General features: G+C 60.3%; 19 protein-coding genes. 9 read left to right on the plus strand and 10 right to left on the minus strand.

Annotation, left to right across the window (positions count from 1 at the left end; genetic code table 11):
• The first annotated feature begins 4 nt into the window (after nt 1-4).
• Nucleotides 5-4,153: a bifunctional nitrate reductase/sulfite reductase flavoprotein subunit alpha gene (locus AX768_RS23500; RefSeq protein ID WP_062002550.1), complete on the plus strand. Its 4,149-nt coding sequence runs from the start codon at nt 5-7 to the stop codon at nt 4,151-4,153.
• Between the two features lie 30 nt (nt 4,154-4,183).
• Here AX768_RS23500 and AX768_RS23505 read toward each other — a convergent pair whose 3' ends face one another.
• The 4 genes from AX768_RS23505 to AX768_RS23520 form a co-directional block, all read right to left on the minus strand.
• The gene (locus AX768_RS23505; protein ID WP_062002551.1) at nt 4,184-4,909 is read right to left on the minus strand and encodes a haloacid dehalogenase type II; all 726 of its coding nucleotides are present in this window, start codon (nt 4,907-4,909) and stop codon (nt 4,184-4,186) included.
• Nucleotides 4,910-4,980: 71 nt separating this feature from the next.
• Nucleotides 4,981-6,375 carry an MFS transporter gene (locus tag AX768_RS23510; RefSeq protein WP_062002552.1) on the minus strand — a complete coding sequence of 465 codons (1,395 nt, stop codon included), beginning with the start codon at nt 6,373-6,375 and terminating at the stop codon, nt 4,981-4,983.
• A gap of 69 nt (nt 6,376-6,444) precedes the next feature.
• Nucleotides 6,445-7,695 carry a metal-dependent hydrolase family protein gene (locus tag AX768_RS23515; RefSeq protein ID WP_062002553.1) on the minus strand — a complete coding sequence of 417 codons (1,251 nt, stop codon included), beginning with the start codon at nt 7,693-7,695 and terminating at the stop codon, nt 6,445-6,447.
• 160 nt (nt 7,696-7,855) lie between these two features.
• Nucleotides 7,856-9,034 carry an acyltransferase family protein gene (locus AX768_RS23520; RefSeq protein ID WP_062002554.1) on the minus strand — a complete coding sequence of 393 codons (1,179 nt, stop codon included), beginning with the start codon at nt 9,032-9,034 and terminating at the stop codon, nt 7,856-7,858.
• A 300-nt stretch (nt 9,035-9,334) separates the two neighbouring features.
• Here AX768_RS23520 and AX768_RS23525 point away from each other — a divergent pair, with 300 nt between their 5' ends.
• Both AX768_RS23525 and AX768_RS23530 read left to right on the plus strand, forming a co-directional pair.
• Complete coding sequence (locus AX768_RS23525; RefSeq protein ID WP_062003620.1) at nt 9,335-10,549, plus strand: acyl-CoA dehydrogenase family protein; 1,215 nt, start codon at nt 9,335-9,337, stop codon at nt 10,547-10,549.
• Between the two features lie 95 nt (nt 10,550-10,644).
• Nucleotides 10,645-11,964 (plus strand): Gfo/Idh/MocA family protein, encoded by a 1,320-nt coding sequence (locus AX768_RS23530; protein WP_062002555.1) that lies wholly within the window; start codon nt 10,645-10,647, stop codon nt 11,962-11,964.
• A 7-nt stretch (nt 11,965-11,971) separates the two neighbouring features.
• Here the strand turns inward: AX768_RS23530 and AX768_RS23535 are convergent, their stop codons facing one another.
• The 4 genes from AX768_RS23535 to AX768_RS23550 all read right to left on the minus strand — a co-directional run bounded on the left by AX768_RS23535 (nt 11,972) and on the right by AX768_RS23550 (nt 16,061).
• Nucleotides 11,972-12,937, minus strand: a complete 966-nt coding sequence (locus AX768_RS23535) for a glycosyltransferase family 2 protein (RefSeq protein ID WP_062003621.1) — start codon at nt 12,935-12,937, stop codon at nt 11,972-11,974.
• Between the two features lie 135 nt (nt 12,938-13,072).
• Nucleotides 13,073-13,903, minus strand: coding sequence for an IclR family transcriptional regulator (locus AX768_RS23540; RefSeq protein ID WP_062002556.1), 831 nt, complete (start codon nt 13,901-13,903; stop codon nt 13,073-13,075).
• Nucleotides 13,904-13,921: 18 nt separating this feature from the next.
• Nucleotides 13,922-15,244 (minus strand): MFS transporter, encoded by a 1,323-nt coding sequence (locus AX768_RS23545; protein ID WP_062002557.1) that lies wholly within the window; start codon nt 15,242-15,244, stop codon nt 13,922-13,924.
• 46 nt (nt 15,245-15,290) lie between these two features.
• Nucleotides 15,291-16,061 carry an SDR family oxidoreductase gene (locus tag AX768_RS23550; RefSeq protein ID WP_062003622.1) on the minus strand — a complete coding sequence of 257 codons (771 nt, stop codon included), beginning with the start codon at nt 16,059-16,061 and terminating at the stop codon, nt 15,291-15,293.
• A 199-nt stretch (nt 16,062-16,260) separates the two neighbouring features.
• Here AX768_RS23550 and selD point away from each other — a divergent pair, with 199 nt between their 5' ends.
• Together selD and AX768_RS23560 are read left to right on the plus strand one after the other, a co-directional pair.
• Complete coding sequence (gene selD, locus AX768_RS23555) at nt 16,261-17,325, plus strand: selenide, water dikinase SelD (RefSeq protein WP_062002558.1); 1,065 nt, start codon at nt 16,261-16,263, stop codon at nt 17,323-17,325.
• Between the two features lie 61 nt (nt 17,326-17,386).
• Nucleotides 17,387-18,331, plus strand: a complete 945-nt coding sequence (locus tag AX768_RS23560) for a cation diffusion facilitator family transporter (RefSeq protein ID WP_062002559.1) — start codon at nt 17,387-17,389, stop codon at nt 18,329-18,331.
• A 21-nt stretch (nt 18,332-18,352) separates the two neighbouring features.
• Here the strand turns inward: AX768_RS23560 and AX768_RS23565 are convergent, their stop codons facing one another.
• The gene (locus tag AX768_RS23565; RefSeq protein WP_062002560.1) at nt 18,353-18,646 is read right to left on the minus strand and encodes a hypothetical protein; all 294 of its coding nucleotides are present in this window, start codon (nt 18,644-18,646) and stop codon (nt 18,353-18,355) included.
• A 137-nt stretch (nt 18,647-18,783) separates the two neighbouring features.
• On the opposite strand from AX768_RS23565, the gene AX768_RS23570 reads away from it, so the two are divergent.
• Nucleotides 18,784-21,429: a mechanosensitive ion channel domain-containing protein gene (locus AX768_RS23570; RefSeq protein WP_062002561.1), complete on the plus strand. Its 2,646-nt coding sequence runs from the start codon at nt 18,784-18,786 to the stop codon at nt 21,427-21,429.
• Here the strand turns inward: AX768_RS23570 and AX768_RS23575 are convergent.
• On the minus strand, nt 21,345-21,719 hold the full coding sequence (locus AX768_RS23575) for a hypothetical protein (protein ID WP_062002562.1): 375 nt from the start codon (nt 21,717-21,719) through the stop codon (nt 21,345-21,347). The genes AX768_RS23570 and AX768_RS23575 overlap by 85 nt on opposite strands.
• A 200-nt stretch (nt 21,720-21,919) precedes the next feature.
• Here AX768_RS23575 and AX768_RS23580 point away from each other — a divergent pair, with 200 nt between their 5' ends.
• The 3 genes from AX768_RS23580 to flhC all read left to right on the plus strand — a co-directional run bounded on the left by AX768_RS23580 (nt 21,920) and on the right by flhC (nt 24,651).
• A complete protein-coding gene (locus tag AX768_RS23580; protein WP_082779050.1) occupies nt 21,920-23,023 on the plus strand; it encodes a purine-nucleoside phosphorylase in 1,104 nt (367 codons plus the stop codon).
• A 635-nt stretch (nt 23,024-23,658) separates the two neighbouring features.
• The gene (gene flhD, locus AX768_RS23585; protein WP_056362507.1) at nt 23,659-23,976 is read left to right on the plus strand and encodes a flagellar transcriptional regulator FlhD; all 318 of its coding nucleotides are present in this window, start codon (nt 23,659-23,661) and stop codon (nt 23,974-23,976) included.
• Nucleotides 23,977-23,991: 15 nt separating this feature from the next.
• A complete protein-coding gene (gene flhC, locus AX768_RS23590; RefSeq protein WP_056362504.1) occupies nt 23,992-24,651 on the plus strand; it encodes a flagellar transcriptional regulator FlhC in 660 nt (219 codons plus the stop codon).
• Nucleotides 24,652-24,735 lie beyond the last annotated feature (84 nt).

Genomic DNA, 24,735 nt, shown 5'->3' on the forward strand with positions numbered 1-24,735 from the left:
CGAAATGAACACCAGCACCGTCAAGTCTGTTTGCCCCTATTGCGGCGTTGGCTGCGGAATGGTCCTGCATGTCGAGGACGGGCAAGTGGTCAAGGTGTCGGGTGACAAGGAACATCCTGCCAACTTCGGGCGTCTTTGCACGAAAGGACAGTCCGCGCACGTTGCCTTGCGCAAATCGGGGCGCCTTGAAAGCGCGTTTATTCGTCACGCACGCGGTCAGGACCCAGTACCGCTTCCGATGACACAGGCGCTGACCGACACCGCTCACCGCCTGCGCGCCATCCTGGACAAACACGGCCCCGATGCGCTTTCTTTTTACGTCTCCGGCCAGATGTCGATAGAAGCGCAGTACCTTGTCAACAAGCTCGCAAAGGGGTTCGTGGGCACGAACAATATCGAGTCCAACTCGCGGCTGTGCATGGCGAGCGCAGGCAGCGGCTACAAGCTTTCGCTGGGAGCGGACGGGCCGCCGGGGTCGTATCAGGACATCGACAAGGCCAACCTGTTTTTTGTGATCGGCGCGAACATGGCCGACTGCCACCCGATCCTGTTTCTTCGCATGATGGACCGCGTGAAGGCGGGCGCGAAGCTGATCGTGGTTGATCCGCGCCGCAACGCTACCGCCGACAAAGCGGGTCTCTTCATGCAGATCAAGCCCGGCACCGACCTCGCGCTGATCAATGGTTTGCTGCATCTGTTGTACGAAAACGGGCATACGGATGCAGGTTTCATCGATGAAGCGACTGAGGGTTGGGACGCGATGCCCGCATTTCTCGCGGACTATACGCCCGCCAAGGTCGCCGCGATCACCGGCATTCCTGAAGCCGATATCCGTCGCGCGGCGCAATGGATTGGTGAAGCGCCGGAGTGGATGAGCTGCTGGACCATGGGCCTCAACCAGAGCACGCATGGCACGTGGAATACGAATGCCATCTGCAATCTGCATCTCGCGACGGGCAAGATCTGTCGTCCCGGCAGCGGCCCGTTCTCACTCACCGGTCAGCCCAACGCGATGGGCGGCCGCGAGATGGGCTACATGGGTCCGGGCTTGCCAGGGCAGCGCTCGGTGCTCGTCGATGAAGACCGCAAGTTCATTGAAGACCTGTGGCGCATTCCGGAAGGCTCGCTCAGGACATCGGTGGGGAACGGCACCGTGGATATGTTTTCACGCATGGCCGCCGGCAGCATCAAGGCGTGCTGGATCATCTGCACGAACCCGGTCGCAAGCGTGGCGAACCGCCAGACCGTGATCGCGGGATTGCAGGCCGCGGAGCTCGTCATCACGCAGGACGCCTTCCTCGATACCGAGACCAACCGCTACGCCGATGTCCTTCTGCCCGGAGCGTTATGGGCCGAAGCCGAAGGCGTGATGATCAACTCCGAGCGCAATATGACGCTCACGCAAAAGGCTGTCGATCCGCCGGGAACGGCCATGCCCGACTGGCAGATCGTCGCGCAAGTGGCGTGCGAAATGGGCTTCGCCGATGCGTTCAGCTATGCATCGGCAGAAGATGTGTTTGCGGAGATCGTGCGGACATCGAACGCGAAGACCGGCTACGACCTGCGCGGCGCGAGCCATGAACGGCTGCGCGAGTCGCCACTGCAATGGCCCGTTGAGAGAGACGCGGCATCTGATCGCAACCCGGTGCGTTACATCAACGATGGTGTACATCAGACATTGAAAGTGTCGCCCGACGGCAGCCGTCCTCGGCTCGTGTTTCCAACCGCGAGCGGCAAGGCTGTGTTCTTCGCGCGCCCGCACGTGCAGCCAGCCGAGATGCCGGACGTGGAGCGTCCTGTCGTGTTGAACACGGGTCGCTTGCAGCATCAGTGGCACACCATGACGAAGACCGGCAAGGTCGCAATGCTCAATAAGCTGAACCCGAAACCCTTTGTGGAAATCCATCCTGAAGATGCGGCGGCGTTGGGCATTGAAACGAAAGACGCCGTCGAGATCAGGTCGCGTCGCGGTCGTGCTGTGTTGCCGGCCGTCGTGACAGATCGCGTTCGCGCCGGCAACTGTTTTGCGCTGATGCACTGGAACGATGTCTATGGTGACGAGCTTTGCATCAACGCCGTGACCAATGATGCGGTCGATCCCATTTCGCAGCAGCCCGAATTCAAGTTCTGCGCCGTTGCGCTGAGTCGCGTTGCGCCTGGAACGAGCGACGTCATACCCGATACGCACGACGATCACACCGACATCACTCAGGAACCGGACATGTCCCGCATAGATGCCCTCTCCGCGTTGCTCGGCATTCCGGAAACGCCGGCGCCTCGACTCAGCGAGGTGGAGCGGTCGTACGTCGCCGGGTTCATGAGCGGGCTGAGGTCGAACGAGAGCCGCGCGGCTCAAGGTGTTCCCGTGTTGCCCCCCAGCGCGCCGTTTGCGCCGCAGACCCGCCTGTGGTTCGATGGCGTGCTTGCCGGTTTGTTCAGCCGCGCGGAAGGGGCCGTGGCTGTCCCACAACAGGCGCATGAACCGGCGCATGAAGCGGCGCATGAGCCGGCGGTTCGCATCGTGCGGGCACGGCCGAAGGTCACTTTGTTGTGGGCATCGCAGACAGGCAACATCGAATCGTTGACCGAGCGCTATGCGACTCAGCTCATGGAGTCGGGCTTCGAGATTCGTACATCGTGCATGGATGATTTTGCGGTATCGGGCCTGGAAAAAGCGCAATTCGTGCTGCTGATGACCAGCACGTTCGGCGATGGCGATGCACCCGATAACGGCCAAAGCTTCTGGGCCGAACTTCAAGCCGATAACGCACCGCGTCTGGACACCGTGCATTACGCGGTGCTCGCTTTCGGCGATCGCAACTACGACGCGTTCTGCGGCCACGGACGAAAACTGGATGCACTGATGCTGGAGCGCGGCGCTAGACGCCTCGCCGACCGCGTGGACTGCGATGTCGAATATCAACCCGATGCCGACGCCTGGCTCGAACGGATTGCCGCGCGCATCAAGGCGGAAGACGAAGCGCTGCATGCAGTTGCCGCCGATGGAATGATCCCTTCCGTTTTGCCTGGGACTGTTGCTTCGAAGGCGCATCCGGCTACGTCGCGGCTTGTAAAGAACTTGCGGCTGAACAAGCAGGGCGCGACGAAGGACACACGGTATTTCTCGCTAGCATCGAAGGAGTCGGGCCTTGAATACGAAGTCGGCGATGCTTTGGGCGTGTGGCCGAGTAACTGCCCTGAACTCGTAGATGAACTCATCGGCCTGAGCCATCTTTCGCCCGATGCGCCTGTCACAGTAGCGGGTGCGGGCGAGATGCGCCTGGCCGATGCACTTGGCAAGCATTACGAAATCGCGCGGCCAAGCGCTGACGCGCTTGCGTTCATTGCGGCACGGACGGACAACGGCACGTTGAAGGACATGCTCCGGGAAGATCGCAAAGCTGATCTGAAGAAATGGCTCTGGGGCCAGCAGTTGGCGGACGTCCTGCACGAGTTTCCGGTGAAGCTTTCCGCGAATGAACTGACTGGAATGTTGAAGCGCATGCAACCGCGCCTGTATTCGATCGCGTCGAGTCCCAAGGCGCATGCCGACGAGATCCACCTCACCGTGTCGGCGGTACGCTACAACAATGGGCGGCGTCATCGAAAAGGTGTGTCATCGACTTTCCTGGCTGATCGCGCAGAAGACGCCAATGTCCCGGTGTTCGTGCAAAAGTCGGCGCATTTCCGGCTTCCGCGCAATGGCGATGTACCCATGATCATGGTCGGTCCCGGCACGGGGGTGGCGCCGTTTCGTGGCTTCCTGCATGAGCGCGAGGCCCGAGGCGATACCGGCCGCAACTGGCTGTTCTTCGGCGAGCAGCATGCCGCAACCGACTATTACTACGGCGATGAACTCGATGAAATGCGTCGCAAGGGCCTGCTGAACCGCCTTGATCTTGCGTTTTCTCGCGACCAGGCGGAGAAGATTTACGTGCAAGACCGGATGCGGGAGCAGGGCGCCGATCTGTGGAAGTGGCTCGAGGAAGGCGCGCATTTCTATGTTTGCGGCGACGCCAGCCGCATGGCGAAGGATGTGGATGCTGCCTTGAGATCCGTAATGATTCAGCAGGGCGGCATGAGCGACGACAGGGCGCGGGACTACGTGGGCCGCATGGTGAAGGAAAAGCGCTATGTGCGGGATGTTTATTAAAGCGGTCCGACAGCGACCCGTCTGAAAAAATCAGCCTTTAGCCAACGCTTCCCGATGCGCTTGCGCAAGCTCTGCCATGCTCGTGAACTTGAAGTCGACGCGAGGTTGCTCGCCCGGATTCATGGTCGCGCCAAAACCCTGTTGCGCATGACGTCGGTAGATCCAGCACGATGCCAGTCCAAACGCATTAGCCGGCTTGTGGTCATGAAACAGGCTCTCCGCGGTGTGCAGAATTGCGCTCTTGGGAATGCCCATTCCGCCGAGCTTGTCCAGCATGTACTCAAAATTGCGGGGTGACGGCTTATACGATCCCACGTCCTCGGCGGTAATCACAGCGTCGAACGAAACCTTGAGCTTTGCATTGCTATAGGCAAAACTCTCGTTGTCGATATTGGAAAGGATTACCAGCTTGAAATGCTGCTTGAGGTATTGCAGTGCCTCCGCCGAATCCTCGAACGCAGGCCAATGCTGAACGGACTGCCCATACGTCACGCATTCTTCGCGCGTGACGGGCACATTCCATTCTTCGGCGATCCGCTTATACACAATTGGAAGCAGATCGCGATAGCGCGTGGCCGGCGTGTAGAGTTGCTGCGACGACTCATGACGTGCGTGCGCTTCGAGCACGGCGTCGCGCGTAAGCGGTTGGCCCACGCGCTCGATCAGCGGCCTCAGGCCATTCATGATGCCGCTTTCCCAATCGATAAGCGTGCCGTAGCAGTCGAAAGTGAGAGCCTTGTAGTCGGTGAGTTTCATATGAATTGGCTAATGGAATGATCCGCTAGTCTAATGGATGGCACCGCGATTCATCCATCAAAAGCGGGGGCTTAGCCGCGCAGTTGCGTAGCTGCTATGTCCTCGAGCGAGCGGCCGCGCGTGGGCACACCCATCACCACGACCGCCAGCGCGCCGACGACCAGCACGAAAGTCGTCGCGCCGAACACACCACCGAAACCCAGTATTGGATAGACATACCCCACCAGGATGGGCGCCGCGATCGCCCCCAGCCGTCCAATGGACGAAGCCATGCCTACACCGGTCGCGCGCACGTCGGTGGGGAACACCTCGGGCGTGTACGCATAAACGCCGGCATACGTGCCGTTCATGAAGAACGACAGCAACACCCCGGACGCCATGATGCCGGCATCGCTGCGCGTGAGCGCAAGACCAAGCGCGGAGACGCCGCCGAGGACCATATACGATGCAATCGTCGCCTGCCGTCCGATTTTTTCGTTGAGCCACGCGCCCGAGAAATAGCCTGGAATCTGAGCGATGTAGATCACGAGCGAATATGAAAAACTGCGCGTGATCGTCATGCCGTTCTGCACGAGCAGACTGGGAATCCACGTGAAGAATGCGTAATAGCTGAAGGTTATCGATAGCCACATGATCCACGTCATCGCCGTGATGCGTGCGAGATTGCGCGACCACAAGGCCTTCACGTTCGCAAGCGCGGACGCGCGTTGAGCGGACGCGCGTTCAGCGGCTATCGGCACGACGGAGGCTGCGGCGGCATCGGTCTCGGGCAGCGATTCGAGCTTGACGCCCGCAGCTCTCAGCTCGGCTTCGGCTTGCGCCACGATTGCTTCGGCTTCGTCGTGCCGACCGCGAGCGACGAGCCAGCGTGGCGACTCCGGCAACGCACGCCGCCACCAAAGCAACATCACGATCGGGAGCGCCGTGATCACCATCACCCAGCGCCATGCATTGGGCGAAAGCGGAATCACCAGATAACCAAGCAATGCAGCCGCCACGAAGCCAAAGGAGAAAAAGCCCGCAAGGCTGCCCGTGAACGCACCGCGATACCGCCGCGCGACGAACTCGGACAAGAACGGCGCCACGATCGCGCTTTCCGCGCCCGTGCCGAGCCCGGCGACGATCCGCGTGGCGAGGAAAAACGGCCAGTCGTGCGCGACCGCGCTCGCAAGCGACGCGATGCAGTAGATCACGAGCGCATACATCATCACGCGCTTGCGGCCAATCAGGTCCCCAAGAATGCCCGCGAGCATCGCGCCAAGGAAGTAGCCGATAAACGTGCCGCTACCGAGCACGCCGGTTTGCACGCTGGTCAGCATCCATTCCTTGCGCAAGACCGGCAGCAGGAAGGCGAGCACCGCGGCGTCCATGGCGTCGAACGTGTAGCCCAGGCCGCCCATCAAAAGCAGCCTGCGATGAAACGAGGAAAACGGCATACGCTCGATACGGGCGGAAATCGTCGACATGCTTGCGTGCCTCGCTGGCAGAAGTTGCGGTTGAGATCTTGTCTTCGCGGTGCTGCTCAAGTTGCTGGATCAGGCGCGTTCGAGTTCGTCGAAATGAATATGGCCGCCTTTCATCACGAAGGGGATGTGCTCGCCCTGACCCAGCAGGCAGTCGACGGACTTCAGCGGATTGCCGTCGACCACGAGTACGTCGGCGAATGCGCCCGGCATGATGCGGCCGAGTTTATTGGTCATGCCGAGCACATCCGCGCCGACCAGCGTGGCACTTGCTATGGCCTCCGCTGGTGAGAGGACGTCGGCTCGCAGCCGGAATTCGTCGCTCTGCATGTGCTGCGCTTCGCCGAGCAGATCGGTGCCGAAGCCCATCTTCACGCCCGCACGTTTCATGATTTCAAGCGAGCGCAGGCCGGCCTGATGCACGTCGGCGACTTTCGCAAGGCTGGCCGGGGGCAAGCCGTATTTGTCGCCAACGCTTGCCAGCGCTTCGTAGGTCACGAGCGTCGGCACCACGAATGCGTTGTGTTCGACGATCAGCCGGGCGGTGTCCTCGTCGATAAGATTGCCGTGCTCGATAGTCCGCACCCCACACCGTACTGCCCGAGAGATGGCCTCGGGCGTGTAGGCGTGTGCCAGCACATAGGTTTGCCGGCCACGCGCTTCGGCGACGATCGCGCGAATTTCGTCTTCCGAATAGCCCCATGCGCCAACGGGATCTGTCGGCGATGCCACCCCGCCCGATGCCATGATCTTGATCTGGTCCGCGCCCATCTGCAGTTCTTCGCGCACGGCGCGGCGCACTTCATCCACGCCGTCCGCCACGCGCCCGAGCGCGCCGACACGCACGCAGCAACCGCATGGTGCATCGGGCGGCATGTAGTCGGTGCGCGCGCGCATGTCGCCGTGACCGCCTGTCTGGCTCAGCGCGCGGCCGGAGACGAACATGCGTGGACCTTCGGCCAGCCCCGCTTCGACCGCTTGTTTGAAGGGATATCCCGCGCCGCCCGCATCACGGATGGTAGTGAAGCCGCGCCGCAACATGGCGCGCATCAGCGGAACGGCGCGCAGCGTAACGAGCACGTTGGGCAGGGTCGCGACGCGCGGCAGGTTGAATTCGACGGCAATGACGTGAACATGCAAGTCGATCAATCCGGGCATCAGCGTCTTGCCCTTCAGGTCGATCACGCGGGCGCTGTTCGATTTGATCGGCTGGTCGGAAACTTCCTTGATCAGCCCGTCTTCCACGAGTACTTCATGGCCGGTGAGAAGCTCAGGTTGTGTCGGGTCCAGCAGCGAGCCGTTTCTGAATAACACGGACGACATTGCAATTCTCCAGGGACGATTGAATCGAACGCGTGAGCTGCTCAAGGCGGACGCGCTGGTTTGCACGATGAGCAGACTATACGCCGCACATAAACGTATGTGCCATGCACGGACGCGCTCGAAATCGTCGGACGGAGAGGGAAGAGGGAAGTTCCTTGGGTCAGGACCGGCGTTGCACAGTCGCGGTTGCCTGATTGTCGTTGGTGTTGATGGTGTCGCCGGATGTCGCCGCATGCGAGAAGCCTGCGCGAATGCGTTTTCTCATGGGTTCTTCGTAGAACCTGAAGACCACGACGCTCGCCGCGACAGCGAACACGACCGCGAGCCATCCGTTCGACTGTCTGAACCCGGCTATGTAGGCAAGATACGCAATCGGCACATGGATCAGATACAGTGAATAACTTGCTTCGCCGAGCTTGATCAGGATGCGCTGGTTGAGGAAGTTGATCACCGGACGATCCATCAGCGCGAGCCCGAGTATCAATGCGGCGAACAACGGCGAAGCCAGATAGAACGCCGGGGAAATCGGATGCCAGAGAGCGAGCACGACCAGCGCGATCAATGATCCGCTGATCAATTTGAGGGCCAGCGCATGCCTGTCCGCACGCGCTTCACGCAGCTGAAGAAACAGGATTGCGGCATAGATTCCGGCAACGAACTCGAACAGACGCGTGAGCGGCAGGCCAACGATAAAAAAACCGCTGCGCGACGCGGGCAGGCAGGTCTGCAAAAACAGGATCCACAATCCTTGCAGCAGAAAGAACCCGACACATGCGAGCGTCAGCCGAGCAATGGGCACGGACAACATCTTGCGAAGCATGAGCGGAAACAGGAGGTAGAAGAAGGCTTCGCATGACACGCTGTCCGATGGCCCGTTCCACGGCTGGTTGATCGCGGCGAATGGAAACCACGCGTTCAGCAGCAGCAACTGGCAAAGCAGGCTTGCGCCTATCGCCAAGTGCACAGAGCTTTTTACCGCGTACCACTGGAGCAGCAAGGACGGGTTATCGCCATGAAGCAAATAGAGCGTGGTGGGCACGCATAAAACAAGACCCAGCAACACCACTGGATAGATGCGTGCAAACCGCGCCTGATAAAACGCGGCATTGCCTTTGATAGCCAGTTGATCGCGATAAGTGAATGTGAGGATAAACCCCGACAGCACGAAAAATAACGATACCGCTGGACGGCCGCCATCGAAGAATTCGAATATCTCCCTTGGCAGATTGAGTAATCCGAGCTCGGAATAATGTGAGACCACGACAGTGATCGCCGCGAGAAAGCGGATGCTCGTCAACGCGGGGAGCGAACCGCCTGAGCTGGAAATCGGCGCGTGCACTGTTCTCTCCCGTGGTCCGGAATTTACCGTGTACGCAGCCTATCACCGACATTAAAGGAATGAATTACCGGATTGGTTCAGTGCGTTCGTTTGGCGGGAGCCCGCTTGAAAATGGCGAGTTTCCACGTGGCATGGCGAACGTTCAACGGCATTTGAGGTAAGCAACCGTACCGCACAGGTCGTCCGGCATCGTGCTTGTAGCTATGGCTCGCGCAGTGTGCATTGAGGCATCATTGTCGGAGTACACGCTATACGGTCCAATCATCAAGCCCCTGAACAAAGGAAACACCTATGAGCAGCATGGAGGTTGTGCAAACGGAACGCGCCAAAGAGATCGCATCGCGTGTCGAAGCGTTCGTGCGAACGGTCGTAGTCCCATACGAACGGGATCCGCGCTGCGGCAGCCACGGACCGAGTGAGGACCTCGTGCGCGAATTGCGCGGCAAGGCACGCGCTGCCGGGGTGCTGACGCCGCATATCCTCGCCGATGGCGGCCATCTCACGCAACTCGAGACGGCAACGGTTTTGAAGCGATCCGGTTTGTCGCCGCTCGGCCCGGTCGCAGTCAACACGGCCGCGCCTGATGAAGGCAACATGCTGCTCATCGGCAAGATTGGAACCGATGCACAGAAGACGCGTTTTCTCGCGCCGCTGGTCTCGGGCGACGCGCGCTCGGCATTTTTCATGACCGAGCCGGCGGTGGACGGCGGCGCAGGTTCCGATCCATCGATGCTCAAGACGTCGGCCCGACGCGATGGAGATCACTGGGTGATCGATGGAACGAAGGCGTTCATCACAGGCGCTGAAGGCGCATCGGTTGGCATTGTGATGGCGCGCAGCAACGCGGACGACGATACCGACAAGGTCAAGGCCACCATGTTTCTGGTCGACCTTCCGAATCCGGCCATACGTCTTGAACGAATCCTTGACACTATCGACAGTTCGATGCCGGGCGGTCATGCCGTCGTGCGCATCGAGGGCTTGCGGGTTCCGGACGGCCAGGTGCTGGGCGAAGTCCATGAAGGGTTCAAGTACGCGCAGGTCCGCCTGTCGCCGGCGCGGCTATCGCATTGCATGCGCTGGCATGGCGCGACCACGCGCGCGCATGAAATCGCAACGCAATATGCTTGTACGCGCCGCGCATTCGGCAAGTTGCTGATCGATCATGAGGGCGTTGGATTCATGCTGGCCGAGAACGCGATTGACCTGCAGCAGGCCGAACTGATGATCGACTGGTGCGCTGCGGTGCTCGACAGCGGGTCGCTCGGGACATCGGAGAGTTCCATGACGAAGGTCGCGGTGGCCGACGCGTTGTTCCGGGTCGCAGATCGCTGCGTGCAGGTGATGGGCGGCACAGGTGTATCGCGCGATACGATTGTCGAACAGGTGTTTCGCGAGATCCGTGCGTTCCGCATTTACGACGGCCCGACAGAAGTACACAAGTGGTCGCTTGCGAAGAAGCTCAAGCGCGACACGCTCGCAGGTCTTGAACGCAGCTACGCAGCTAAGGCGTGACGAAGGCACTTGTACGCAGGGCATGAACGGGCGAGGAATGGCAAATGCTTTGTTGCCTCCGACCCGATCGATTGCCAGGCTTGCAAGGAGCACACATGGACCAAACGGACCGCCCTGACTCACAAGACCTCATCCCCGAGGATAAACCGGCTTCTCAATCCGGTCGCCGCACATTTCTCCAGCGCAGCAGCGCGGGCCTTGCGGCAGCGCTTGCAACCGGCGCGGCGGGCACGGCATGGGCTGCGGGACCACCTGCCGCCGCAGCCAATTCGGTCAAGCTGCCCCTGATCGCGGACCCCAGGACCGAGCAGAAGGAAGAAACGCCGGATGCAAACCTGCCGCCCGATGATCGCATCGGATATGCAATCGTCGGGCTGGGCCACCTGGCGCTCGATCAGATCTTGCCGGCGTTGTCGAACTGCAAGTACTCGCGTGTGGCGGCGCTGGTTTCGGGCGATCGCAACAAGGCGTTGAAGATCGCGCATCAGTACGGCGTGCGCGAAGCGGATATCTACGACTACCAAAGTTTCGAACGTCTCGCCGACAACTCGCGCGTGCAGGTCGTCTATATCGTGCTGCCCAATGGGATGCACAAGGAGTTCACGCTGAGGGCAGCGAAGATCGGCAAGCATGTGCTGTGCGAAAAACCGATGGCAACGAGCGTGGCCGATTGCCAGGCGATGATCGATGCATGCAGCAAGAACAATCGCAAACTGATGGTCGCCTACAGAAGCCAGTACGAGCCAATGGATCGCATGATCGCGAAAATGGCGAAGGAGAACAAGCTGGGTCCATTGCGCGAATTCATTGCCGGCAACTCGCAGAACCAGAGCGGTCCTTCGCAGTGGCGGTTGAACAAGGCGCTTGCCGGTGGCGGTGCACTGCCGGATATCGGGCTTTATGCGCTCAACGCTGCACGGTTTTTCAGCGGCGAAGAACCCTACGAAGTCTCGGCCTCGCTCACGCAACCCGCAGCCGATCCACGCTTCAAGGAAGTCGAGGAATCGGTGCACTTCATCATGCGGTTTCCGAGCGGTTTCACAGCGACATGCATGGCGAGTTACGGATGCCACGAGTCACGGTTTTTCCGCTTGCAAGGGACCGACGGCTGGGCAGAAATGGACCCGGCTTTCGGCTACAACGGTTTGCGCATGCGTTACGGCATGCTTGTCGACGGCAAGTCGGCGAACACGGAAATCACCATCGATCCGAATAACCAGTTTGCCCGCGAGATCGATCACATGTCGCTTTGCGTGATCAATGACAAGATCCCGCATACGCCCGGTGAAGAGGGTTTGCAGGACCAGCGGATCATGGAGGCGATCTACGAATCCGCGCGGACCGCACGCGTAGTGAAGATATCGAAGCCACAAGCTTCGACCCGCGGCCCCGATCCTGAGGAAGAAACGTTTTGAGCGTTGCCTAGCCGTTCTGCGTACTGCTCTTCAAAGTTCCCGTTGCGGTAAGTCCCTTGAGGACCAGCATCAGATGGAAATAAAGGCGTTTGTTGAGTCCATAGTCGTACGCATACAAATGCGAAAGCGCGATACCAAGCGCCAGTGCCGGTTGATGATTTCGCGCATATACCGAAACCACAATCGGCACGATCCGCTTGAGCGCGAGTTCGCGCGCCGGCTCAAGTTTCTTGTCAAGCTTGAGCGACTTGAGGAAGTCATAAGCGAGGACGGCGGCCGCTGTCGTTGAGCGCGCGGTCGTCTTCGACATCGATACATCCGTCTTGCGGTAATACGACACGTATTCCTTGAGGTAGAACACCTGCGCGGCCGCAATGCAAATCTGTGCGCCGAAGACGTATTCGCAACCAATGCCGTATTGCTTTCTGTAGCTGATCTTCTTGACCAGGTCCGCGTTCGCGAGCCAGCCATTGTTTGGCATCATCTGAACCAGACCGGTTCTGCCGGGATCGGTTTGCAATCCGACTACTGCGTCCGTGCGATGGTAGTCCGTGTTGAGCTTCTTGCTGGCTTCAATATCCACTACGCCGTGGTCGTTCATCTGATATTGATCGCCGAACGCAATATCGAGATCGGGATGGAGATCCCACGCCGAGAGCAGGCGCTCTATGCAATCGGTCTTGAGGGCATCGTCGTCGTGGATCAGCAGGATCTTGTCGCCGGTGGCGCGATCGAAGAGGCTGGCAATGTTATCCGCCTGTCCGAGCGCGGGTTCGTTGCGGACATAGACTACGCGCGGTTCATGCAGGTAAGTCGAATCGATCAACGCCTGCGTGCGGTGATCCGACGAATCATCGCCAATCAATATCTCTATGTTCTCGTGCGTCTGCGCAAGGCACGACATGAGTGATTCGACCAGCAACTCGGGCCGGTTGCACGTCGGCAGGCATATGGATATTTTCGTCGTTTTCATGATGTCGTCACCGGAGGTTGCTTGGTGCAACTTTTATACGGACGGTGATTTTTTTCGTCAACGCGATTAAATCAAAGCAAGCCGGCAGCGATTTATTTTATTTATTATCCCGTGTCCGCTTAAAACTGGATGCGCTCATTCGCCTTCGAGGTTGTAGCCGCTAAAGCCCATCAGCGCCGACAATTGTGACGCCATGTCTCCCACCATCCGGCAGACATCGTCGAATACGGGGTTGAGCTTTTGATCGATGCGTTCAAGATAAGGCACGTTCACCGCGGCGATTGCATCGCCGTTACTGCCTATCACGGGGAACGCAACGTTGGTTACGCCACGCATTTGCCGGCTCGGCACGATCTCGTGTCCGGTGGCGCGTATTTCATCGAGTAAAGCGAGCAAGGCCGATGGCTCTACATCGTTTTCGCCTTCCACGCGCGTATGCGCGGCGAGCATCCGTTCGCGCTCGGCGGGATCGCGAAACGCCATCAGCACGTGACCCGATGAAGTATCGGTCAGGCCCATGACGGCGCCCACTTTCAAGCCGAATGACCATCGCTCGGGGCTGTCGACTTGAGCGATCACCGCCACGCGCCCGCTGTGGTAAATCGATAAATGGCACGACTGCCGCGTCACGTTCGCAAGATCGCGCAACAGCGGCAGGGCCATGGCGGTGAGCGAACGGATCGGCTGCTGCCTGTGCGCCATTTCGAACAGCTTGAGCGTCAGCGTGTACCGGTCGTTGTGGTCGCCTTGCACGTAACCGCGCCGCTCGAGCGTCACGACCATGCGAAAGATTTCGCTGACCGTGCGCCCGAGCTTCACCGACAGTTCGTTGAGCGTGTAGCCTTCGGCGGTATCGACCAGGACGTCGAGAATATCGAGTCCCTTCTCGAGCGCGGGGGCCGCGTAACGGGGGCTCTCGGCATTATCGGCGGATGCGTTCTTCGGTGGCTTCAGTACTGTGTTCATGGCAGGTCAAAAAAAATTTCAAAGCGCTTGATCCCGGTCCGCGATCCGCGCCGGCAAGCCGAACAGGATCAGCAATGCAGCGAGGATCAGGACGGTGGCGATGGCATACAGGCCGCCCGACGTGGCGCCGGTGAGATCGACTACCTTGCCGACCAGATACGGACTGATGATCCCGCCAAGATTGCCGATGGAGTTGATCAGCGCAATGCCGCCCGCCGCTGCCGTACCGCTGAGAAACGCGGGCGGGAGGGTCCAGAAGACGGGCAGGCAGCCGATCGCGCCAACCGACGCAATCACGAGCGAGATCATGGCGAGCGTGGTGTCGTGCGCGAAGTACGCGCTCAGCGCATAGCCGATACCGCCCACCGCCACCGCCAGCCCGAGATGCCAGCGGCGCTCGCCGTGCCGGTCCGAACTCTTTCCGAGCGCGACCATGCCGATGCCGGCCGCCGCATACGGAATCGCTGTGAGCAAGCCGATGGTCATGGGGCTCGTGATGCCGGTGTTCTTGATGAGTTGCGGCATCCAGAAGGTGAGGCCGTACAAACCCATCAGCATGAAGAGATAGATCAGCGAGAGCAGGAGGGTGCCGGGCTGGCGCATCGCATCGATGAATCTATGCGACGTGCCCTTGTCCTCACGATCGATATTGGCCTGCATGACGGCTTTTTCTTCGGCGCTGAGCCACTTTGCGTTGCTGATACGGTCATCGAGGATCGCGAGCACGAGCAAGCCGAGCAGCGCCGTCGGCAAGCCTTCGAGCACGAACAGCCATTGCCATCCGGCAAGTCCGCCGACGCCCGCGAAGCGCGTCATGATGAAGCCCGACAACGGGCCGCCGATCACGCCGGAAATGGATATCGACGTCATGAAAAGCGCATTGATTCGTGCGCGCCGCTTCGCCGGAAACCAGTACGTGAAGTACAGGATGATGCCGGGCAGAAACCCGGCTTCGGTCGCGCCAATCACGAAGCGCAGCACGTAGAACCATGTCTCCGATGTCACGAACATCATCGCCGCCGACGCAATGCCCCACGAGATCATGATCCGCGCAATCCAGACCCGCGCGCCGACGCGGCTCAGGATCAGGTTGCTCGGGATCTCGAAGATGAAATAACCCACGAAGAAGATGCTCGCGCCGAAACCATACGCAGCGTTCGAGAGGCCGAGATCGCCCTGCATCTGGAGTTTGGCGAAGCTGATGTTGACGCGGTCGAAGTACGCAAAGATGAAGCAGACGATCAGCAAGGGCACGATCCGCCAGACAGCCTTGCGATACGCGTTTTCTTCGAGCGCGCTGGCTTCTGCCGCGCTCCCGGCGAGTGGAATCGATCCCGACATGGGGCGGTCTCCTGAGGTGTGTAGTTGTTATCGGCAGGAGCGCGGATCAGTTCGACCAGCCGCCGTCGATCATATGGATCGTGCCGGTGGTGAATCCGGATTCGTCGGAGGCGAGATAGGTGACGAGCGCCGCCACTTCCTCCGCACGACCAACGCGTCCAATGGGCTGGCGCGCAACAAACGCCGCACGGACCTTCTCTTCGTCCACGTTGGACGCCGCAGCCTGCGTTGCAATACGCCCGCGCAGCGACGGCGACTCGATGGTTCCCGGGCAGATCGCGTTGCACCGGATCGCCTGGCCGACGAAATCGGCGGCAACGGACTTCGTCAAGCCGATCACAGCCGCCTTCGATGCCCCATATGCGAAGCGGTTCGGCACGCCTTTCACGCTCGACGCCGCCGATGCCATGTTGATGATCGACGCGCCTTTGCCGCTTTCCAGCATGCCCGGCAGGTAAGCGCGAATGGTCCGGTACATGGCCTTGACGTTCAGGTCGAAGCTGAAATCCCAGTCCTTGTCGTCGCACTTCAGGATGTTGCCGTCGGCCACGAAGCCGGCGCAGTTGAACAGCACGTCGATAGGGCCGGTTTTCGCGGCGAACGCGGCAATATCGGCGGCATCGAGCACATTCAGGCGCGCGGTGCGCAAGGTCGAGCCCGTGCCGGCGTCACGCGCGAGTTCTGCGAGCGCTTCCTCGTTGATGTCGGTAGCCCAGACAGTTGCGCCCTCTGCCGCCAGCATCAGCGCCGAGGCCCGCCCAATGCCGTTTCCAGCCGCCGTGACCACCACATTCTTGCCTTCGACCCGCTTGACCATTGCTGCTCCTTTCACGTTGTCAGGTTCCATCGAACGCAGCTTTCCGTTCGATTCCAACGCTGATTTTCACATATGAAAATGTTTTTTATAAGTGAAGGTAAACGCGGAGTTACGGCTTCTTCCGGAAACCCGGCTTTTCCCGCCGATCCCGAACAGACACCATAATGTCGTTCGCCCGTTACTTCGCCGGACCTTCTGAATGACTGAGATCAAGTTGAACGCCAACCCGTCGCCGCGCCTGACAAGCCTTTCCCATGGCGGCGGCTGCGGCTGCAAGATCGCGCCGGGGCTGCTTGCCGACCTGCTCAAGCGCAGCACGCCCATGGCCTTGTTTCCCGATCTGCTGGTCGGCAACGACACGGCGGATGACGCGGCGGTTTACCGGTTGAACGACGAGCAGGCGATCGTCGCGACGACCGACTTCTTCATGCCGATCGTCGACGACCCCTACGATTTCGGCCGCATCGCCGCAACCAACGCGCTTTCCGACGTCTACGCGATGGGCGGCAAGCCGATCCTGGCATTGGCGCTCGTCGGCATGCCGATCAACGTTTTGCCGCACGACGTGATCGCAGCCGTCCTCAAGGGCGGCGAATCCATTTGCGCTGAGGCGGGCATTCCTGTTGCCGGCGGCCATTCCATCGATTCGGTCGAACCTATATATGGTCTTGCTGCAATCGGACTGGTGCATCCGAAGCGGGTGAAGCGCAACGCGGCCGCGCGCGCCGGCGACGTGCTGATCCTCGGCAAACCGCTGGGCGTGGGGGTTTTATCGGCGGCGCTGAAAAAGGATCAACTCGATGCCGCGGGGTACGCCGCCATGATCGCCGCCACGACCAAGCTCAACCGGCCGGGCGCGGATCTCGCGGCGCTGGACGCAGTCCATGCGCTGACCGATATCACCGGCTTCGGCCTGCTCGGCCATACGCTCGAACTCAGCCGGGGCGCGAGGCTGACCGCGCGGATCCGCTACGGCGATCTGCCGTGGCTGCCGGGCGTCGAGGCTTTCGCGAAGGCGGGGGTGTTCACGGGCGCATCGGGGCGCAACTGGGCGGCGTATGGCAAGGACATCCGGCTGGCGTCGTCGTTGCACGATATGGCACAAACCCTGCTCACCGATCCGCAGACTTCGGGCGGCCTGCTGGTATCGTGTGCGCCTGAAGCGGTCGATGAAGTCCTCGCCATCTTCCGCGCGGACGGCTTCGACGAGGCGGCTGTGATCGGAGAAATGATCGACGGCGAAAGCCGCGTCGAAGTGGTCTGAATCCGCGACTTCCACCCAAGTTCATCACGTTCAAAAAACCTGAACACTCGCCGGGAGCCCGATGAAAGAAGAATCGCCGAAGGCCATTTTTTACGCGCTCGCCGCCAACTTCGGCATTGCCGTGTGCAAGTTCGGCGCCGCGGCATTCACGGGCTCCGGCTCCATGTTCGCCGAAGCGATTCACTCGACCGCCGATTGCGGCAACCAGCTTCTTCTGCTGTTCGGTCTCAAACGCTCGCAGGCGCCCGCCGACGTGCTTCATCCGCTCGGCTCGGGCCGCGAGATCTACTTTTATTCGATGCTCGTTGCGTTGCTGCTGTTTTTTGTCGGCGGCGCGTTCTCTGTCTATGAAGGCGTGCATCGGATCTCGGCGCATGAGCCGGTCACGAATCCCATTGTTGCGCTGGTCGTGCTCGGCATCTCCGTCGTGCTCGAAGCGTTTTCACTTGCCGGCGCGTTGAAGGAGATCCGCAAGACCTCCGGCAACAAATCGCTCTGGCGATGGTTCCGCGAAACGCGCGAGTCCGAGCTGATCGTCGTGACGGGCGAAGATGTCGCGGCGCTGGCCGGTCTGGCGATCGCGTTCTGCGCGGTGCTGATGACCATGATCACCGGCAACTCCGTTTATGACGCAGCGGGTTCCATCGGCGTGGGTGTGTTGCTGATGGTGATCGCGTCTCTGGTCGCACGCGAAGTCAAGTCGATGATCGTGGGTGAATCAGCAAGTCCGGAAGTGCGCAGGGCGATCGATGCACATCTGCGCGCGCGTCCGGAAATCGTCCGCGTGCTCAACTTGATCACGCTGCAGTGGGGCAAGCAGATCGTGGTCGCGGTGCAGGCCGAGATGGTGGAATACGAAAGCGGCCGCGCCATGGTCGATGCCATCAACGTGATCGAAGAGGACCTGCAGCGCGCGTTTCCTGAAGCGCGCTGGGTGTTTTTCGAACCGGACATTGCACGCGCGCCGGGAACGAAAACCGAGGACCGCACAGAAGCGCAGGCCTGACGCGACGGGCCTGCAAAACGATCACGGCAAATGCGCCGGAGGGCGATCGTGGTGCGGCCGCGGCGTGTCCGGCGTATCGGGCAATTGCGTGTTGCCGGTTGCCGGAAGCTGCGTGGTGCCTTCATCGAGTGTCATCATGCTACCGGGGTCGCTTACCGACGCCCCCGCCGGCGGCGCGGTTTTCAGGTCCCTCGCGCTACCCGGGGTGTGGGCGGCAACTGCACGCCCGGGCGTGAGAAGTGCTAGCAGCAGTCCGGCCGCGGCAAGCGCGGCGGCCGTCAGAAGCCTGGCAGTTGGCTGGTTCTGGACTCGCATGCGAAGGTCCGGTAGTTTTGATCAGACCTTTCATGCACGAAGTATTCCAGCTTGTACTGCGATGACCGCAGGTTCAATCGTGCTCGAGGCCGAGCGCATCCGTTGCGGAATCCATAACAGAGTTCCTCATCTCGCCTATGCGCAAAATTGTCCTTTCCATTTCCCTTCTTTTCGCGTTTGCCCTGAACGGTGCTTTGTCTTTTCCGGCAATCGCCGCAACCAGCGCAAGCAGCGCTGCAAAGCAGGCGCCCGTGGCATTGACACCCGAACAGGCGCGCACCGCGCTGGCGGTGCTCAACGATCCCGCACGACGCAGCCAGATCGAAGATACGCTGCGCGCCGTCGCGGCGGCGGGGGCGCTTGCCGTGCCGATATCGGCGAGTGATGCCGCGGCGGCCTCCGGCGCAACCGCTGCGAGCGACGCGTCCGCAGCGTCCGGTGCATCGGGCGCGGCGGGCGTCCTGGCGAAGTCGCTGACGAGCAACGGACTTGCGTCGCAGATCACGCACCAGGCCAGCTCCTGGATGGTCGAGATCAGCACTGGCTTGCGCCGCTCGGTGACGGCACTCCTCGACTATGGATCGGTCATCCAGTGGTGGCGTCAGCGCACCGCGACCGAAAGCGGCCGGGCGCTCGTGGGCGAGGTGCTCTGGGCCATCCTCGTATCGCTGTTGCCTGCATTGCTGCTCGAATACCTGAGCGCCCGGCTCGTGCGCGGGCAGCGTGCGCGCATTGCGGCGAGGGGAATCGTCGATGTCGATGACACCCAGCCCGAGCTCAAGAAGGACGAACGCGCGGCCGTGCATGCGGAAGCCGTGGCGGAACGCTCCGGCAACGAGGTTGCCATCCAGATTGCAGAGCAAAAGGCCGATACCGCCCGTGGCGTGCGCCACGCCGCGCGTCACTGGACCTTGCTGCAACGTTTGCCGAGCGCGATCCTGCACAGCCTGCTCGCGCTGCTGCCGCTGGTCGTCTTCACGATTGCGGCGACGGTGCTGATGTCCATCTTCATCGATGAGGGCACGCCCCAGGGCCGCTCCGTCGCGGCGCTCGTCGATGTCTACCTGATCTGCCGCGGCATCGTGATCGCGAGCGGGTTCTTCTTCGCGCCGCGTGCTCCGGGTCTGCGCCTCATTCAGATGAGCGATGAATCCGCCGCTTTTACACATCACTGGCTGGTCGCGATCGTCTCGGTCGCGGGCGCGGGCATTGCGCTTGCCGAGGGCGCCGCGCCGCTGGGACTGACCAACGTCGCACATGATTCGATCATCAAGGCGGTCGCGCTCGTGGTCCACGTGCTGATTGCCATCGTGATACTGAAATGCCGCGTGACCGTCGCGCAGTGGATTCGCGACAGCATGCGCGGACGCCGTCCGTTTGTGTTGTTCGGCAACTGGATCGCCGACATGTGGGCCGTCGCCGCCGTGTTCCTGGTGATGGCGCTGTGGTTCGTCTGGGCACTCGACGTACACAACGGTTACCGCACGCTGTTTCATCTTTTCGGGGTGTCGCTGCTCGTGCTCGTCGCCGCGCGCGTGATCGCGATCGTGGTGTTCGGCGCGCTTGGACACATGTTCCACACGGCCGCCGAAGAAGAGGATCTTGCAACGAAGTCGATCGCGCACCGGCATGCATACCGCTACTACCCGCTGCTGCGGCGCGTCCTGCAAACATTGATCATCATAGGGCTCGTCCTGACGCTGCTGCAGGTCTGGGGCCTGCACGTCTTCTCGCTGTTCTCATCGGGCGGCGTGGGACACAGGCTTGCTTCGGCGCTGATCACGATTGCCGTGGCTGCGCTATTCGCCGTGATCGTGTGGGAAGGCGCCAACGTGCTGGTCGAGCAGCGGCTCGAGCGCTGGACCGCGAGCGGCGACCGCTTGCGCGCGGCGCGGCTCCAGACCCTCCTGCCGATGATGCGCACGGCGCTTTTCATCGTGATCGCGATGGTCGTTGTCATGACCGGACTCAGCGAGATCGGCGTGAACACGGGGCCGTTGCTCGCGAGCGCGAGCATCTTCGGCGTGGCGCTTGGCTTCGGTTCACAAAAGCTCGTGCAGGATCTGATCACCGGTATCTTCCTTTTGATGGAAAACGCCATGCAGGTCGGCGATTCGGTCACGCTCGCGGGCGTGTCGGGAACGGTCGAATATCTGTCGATACGGACCGTGCGTCTGCGGGGCGGCGACGGGTCGCTTTTCACCGTGCCGTTCAGCTCGGTATCGACGGTGAACAATACGAATCGCGGCATTGGCAATGCGGCGGTCCGCGTGAGCATTGCGCTCGGACAGGATATCGGACTGGCATCGGATACGCTCAAGGAGATCGGCGCTTCGCTGCGTGAGGACGATGCATTCAAGGACGGCATTCTCTCGGACTTCAGCCTCTGGGGCGTTGACGCGGTCGATGGCTCGACAGTCACGCTCGCCGGCCAGATCCAGTGCCGCGATACCGCGCGATGGGGCGTCCAGCGCGAATTCAACCGGCGCATCGTGGATCGCTTTACGGAAGCGGGTATCGAGATTGCCAATCCGCAGCGCAACTTTGTGATCTTCAACAGCGCGGAGGGCGAGGAGATGACCGCGCGCTCGAAGGGCAGCGAAGACGGCGAGTTGCTGAACGCGCCCGCACAACCGCAAGCAACGGACAGTGCGGGGCGTGATCCCTACAACGACGCGGCCGTGGACAGCGAAGCCGATCAATCCACTTTGCGCGGCGCACGTACGAGTACGGGCGAGCCTTCGAACTCGCCGCCTGATCGCTCGAAGCCGAGCCGCTCGTAGAACGCCTCGAGCGCCGCGCCGTCCGGCGCGGCGCGATCCACGCCATCACCTTTCAGCGCCAGCGGCTTCGGCACGAGCGACAGCATCACGCCATGCCGGTCGGCCAGCGCGACCAGCCGTTCCATTGCCGCTCGTGCATGTCCACGGTGATGCTCCCCCTCCGACCACACCGCTTCGAGCGCGACGGCGCAATCGCCGTTCGTCTCCAGCCACATCTCGACCTCTTGCCGTTCTTCGACATGGCTCGCATGAAATGCATCGATCATTTTTGAAGCTGCGGTGGCATGCATGGAGATCCTTGAAACCCGTGGAAGATGCCTTGCAGGGTAGTGCGTAATCCGTACTTGCAGCAATTTGTATTGCACGCGGCGCTTCTATAATGCTTTCGGCGAGTGATCCTTACAGTGTCTTACCTGGCATGCGCGTTACACGTCAACAATTCACCTCGCGTTTCACCTGTGTTTCCACATCCTCTTACGGTGCCGCCCAGATGAAATCAAATGTCCGTTCCACGTTTCTTCCTCGCATTTTCAAACATTTCCCCGCATCGCGCTTGACCGCCGTCGCCGCGACGCTTGCTTTCAGCGCGTGTGCGTCAACGTTTGCGCAGGACTCCGACGACTTTCGCAGCAGCAATCATGGAGGGCAGGACGTAAAGGTTATGATCGTTTCCATGTTCGGGCCGGAAGGTCAGGTCTGGCTCGACAAACTCGGTCCCTGGAAGACGATCAGCGTGCCCGGCCTCTCGCCGGACTACCCGGTCGTACATTGCAACCGGCAGGAGATCTGCGTCATGACCACGGGCATGGGGCACGCGAACGCCGCGGCATCGATGATGGCGCTGACCTTCTCCGATAAATTCGATCTGCGCCGCACGTACTTCATGATCGCGGGCATTGCCGGTATCGATCCAGTACAAGGAACTGTCGGATCGGCGGCGTGGGCGAAATATCTCGTCGACTTCGGAATCCAGTGGGAAGTCGATGCCCGCGAGAAGCCGGATAGCTGGCCGAGCGGTTATCTCGGCATCAATACGAAGGGCCCTGCAGAGAAGCCACCGCTCGACTACAAGACCGAGGTGTTCCAGTTGAACCCGGCACTCGCCGATGCGGCGTATGCGTTATCGAAGAATGCCGTGCTCTCCGACAGCGCCGAAGCCCAGGCTGCGCGCGCGAAGTTCGGCTATGCGCCGGCCAACCAGCCGCCAAAGGTGATCCAGTGCGACACGCTGGCTGGAGACACGTGGTGGTCGGGGAAATATATCGGCGAGCGGGCCCGTGACTGGACCAGGCTGCTCACCGACGGCAAAGGCGTCTATTGCACGACGCAGCAGGAGGACAACGCGACGTACGAAGCGTTGAAGCGCGCGGCGAGCGCCCATAAGGTGGATTTGAACCGTGTGGCGGCGGTGCGGACAGGCTCGGACTTTGACCGGCCCTATGAAGGACAGACTGCCTCGGACAATCTGCTGAACTATGCCGCGCAAGGCGGTTTTACGCCGGCTATCGAAAATCTGTATCGGGCGGGTAATCCGCTGGTGCAGGACATTGCCATGCACTGGGGCGAGTGGCGCGAAGGCGTGCCGCAACGCTGATCAGCGTCAATTGTTTCAACGGCGCGGACGCATCATGCGTCGGCGCCGCTCGAGCCGGATAAAAAATTCCCGTCGATCCGGGACTGCCCTGTTGTTACAAACCGCCCGTAACAAGTTCGCCCATTCCCGTTTCGGTAATTTTTTTCTGCGAATCGAGCCCGGCAAACTGAAAGGCGGACGACAGAAGCGCCATGCGGGTTTTCCTTGTGGCGCATTCCTAAAATCCTGAGTCCAGTTGTAACAAATTCCGGCTGAACATAAACCTGTTAATTGTGAAATCGTGTCAACCGAGTGAATGGGGTCTGCGTTTTTTCCTTAATAAAATCAAAAGCCAAGCAATTTATCTGGCAAAAGCAGCGGCGCAAAAACAACGTTAAAAACCGGTCACTTTTTCCTGTTACAAAGTTAAGAAAAAACTACCGATCCGCAGTGTTGTTTTATGGAAATTTATTATTGAGATGAGCTTGATTTCCCGATGCACGCTACTTACAATCCGTTTCACAGTGTTGTTACAAGATGTAACTCGCTGAAACAAGTTTGAATGTAGCCCGACAGAACAAACGTTTGGCTAGGCAAAGAAAGCCGGTAAAAAATTCGGCACGGTGCTCGGGGTTTATATCGAACGCAGGAACATCATGAACGGTCGCGAAACGCTGGACTCGATTCGAGAAATCAACTTGTCGTACATCATGCTTGCGCAGCGCATGCTGCGTGATGACCGTGCTATCGGGATGTTTCGACTCGGGTTGTCAAAAGAACTCGCCGATCTTCTGTCAGGCCTCACGCTGGCACAGGTCGTCAAGCTGGCGTCTTCAGACCAGTTGCTGTGTTTCTTCCGCTTCAATGATCACGCGATGTTGACTGCACTGACGGCGCCCGCGAAGCATGCGGATATTGCGCCGACACACGCAGCCATCTTGCTGGCCGGCCAGCCGGCAGAACAGTTCGTTTAAGCACGAGAGCGCGCCATGCTTAAGAAAAGCCTCACCGAAGATGCACAAGAAGTTTTCCGCGCGATCGCATTGATCGAACTCGGGGCGCGGATGCAGGTGCTCGAAAGTGAACTGACACTGTCGCGTGACCGGATGATCCGGTTGTATCGCGAAGTGAAGGGTGTTTCGCCACCGAAGGGCATGCTGCCTTTCTCGGCGGACTGGTATATGACGTGGCTCGCGAACATCCATGCTTCGCTTTTCTACAACACATATGTGTTCCTGAAGAAAGAAGCAGGCTGCTCGCACCTCGATGCACTGACCAAGGGGTATCGGCTGTATCTCGAACATTGCAGGAATAGCGATGTCGAGGCGGTACTCGATTTGACGCGGGCCTGGACCCTTGTGCGCTTTTTCGATGCAGGCATGCTGCAGTTGACCAAATGCTGCCGCTGCACTGGAAAGTTCATTGCGCACAAACATGATTTGCAAGAAAACGTGGTGTGCGGGGCCTGCCAGCCGCCGTCACGCGCGGGGAAGACCAAAAAAGCGGCGGCCGCCAGACAGGCGAGCGAGCAGACCGCGCTGGTGGAGTTGAGTGTTGTGTCGACCAATGAAGTGCCGGAACCGACGGTACTCGAAAACGCGGCGATGCTACAGCCGCGCACAGAAAGCCTGATTGCACAGGCTGCTTAAGGTAGCGTCGTTGCAGTCCCGAGGACCGTCCTTGACGGTGTGGCTGCCGGCTTGCTGCTGATACATATAAAAAGAATTTTTGGG

Origin of the sequence: Burkholderia sp. PAMC 28687, assembly GCF_001577465.1 — a bacterium.
Classification (GTDB): Bacteria; Pseudomonadota; Gammaproteobacteria; order Burkholderiales; family Burkholderiaceae; genus Caballeronia.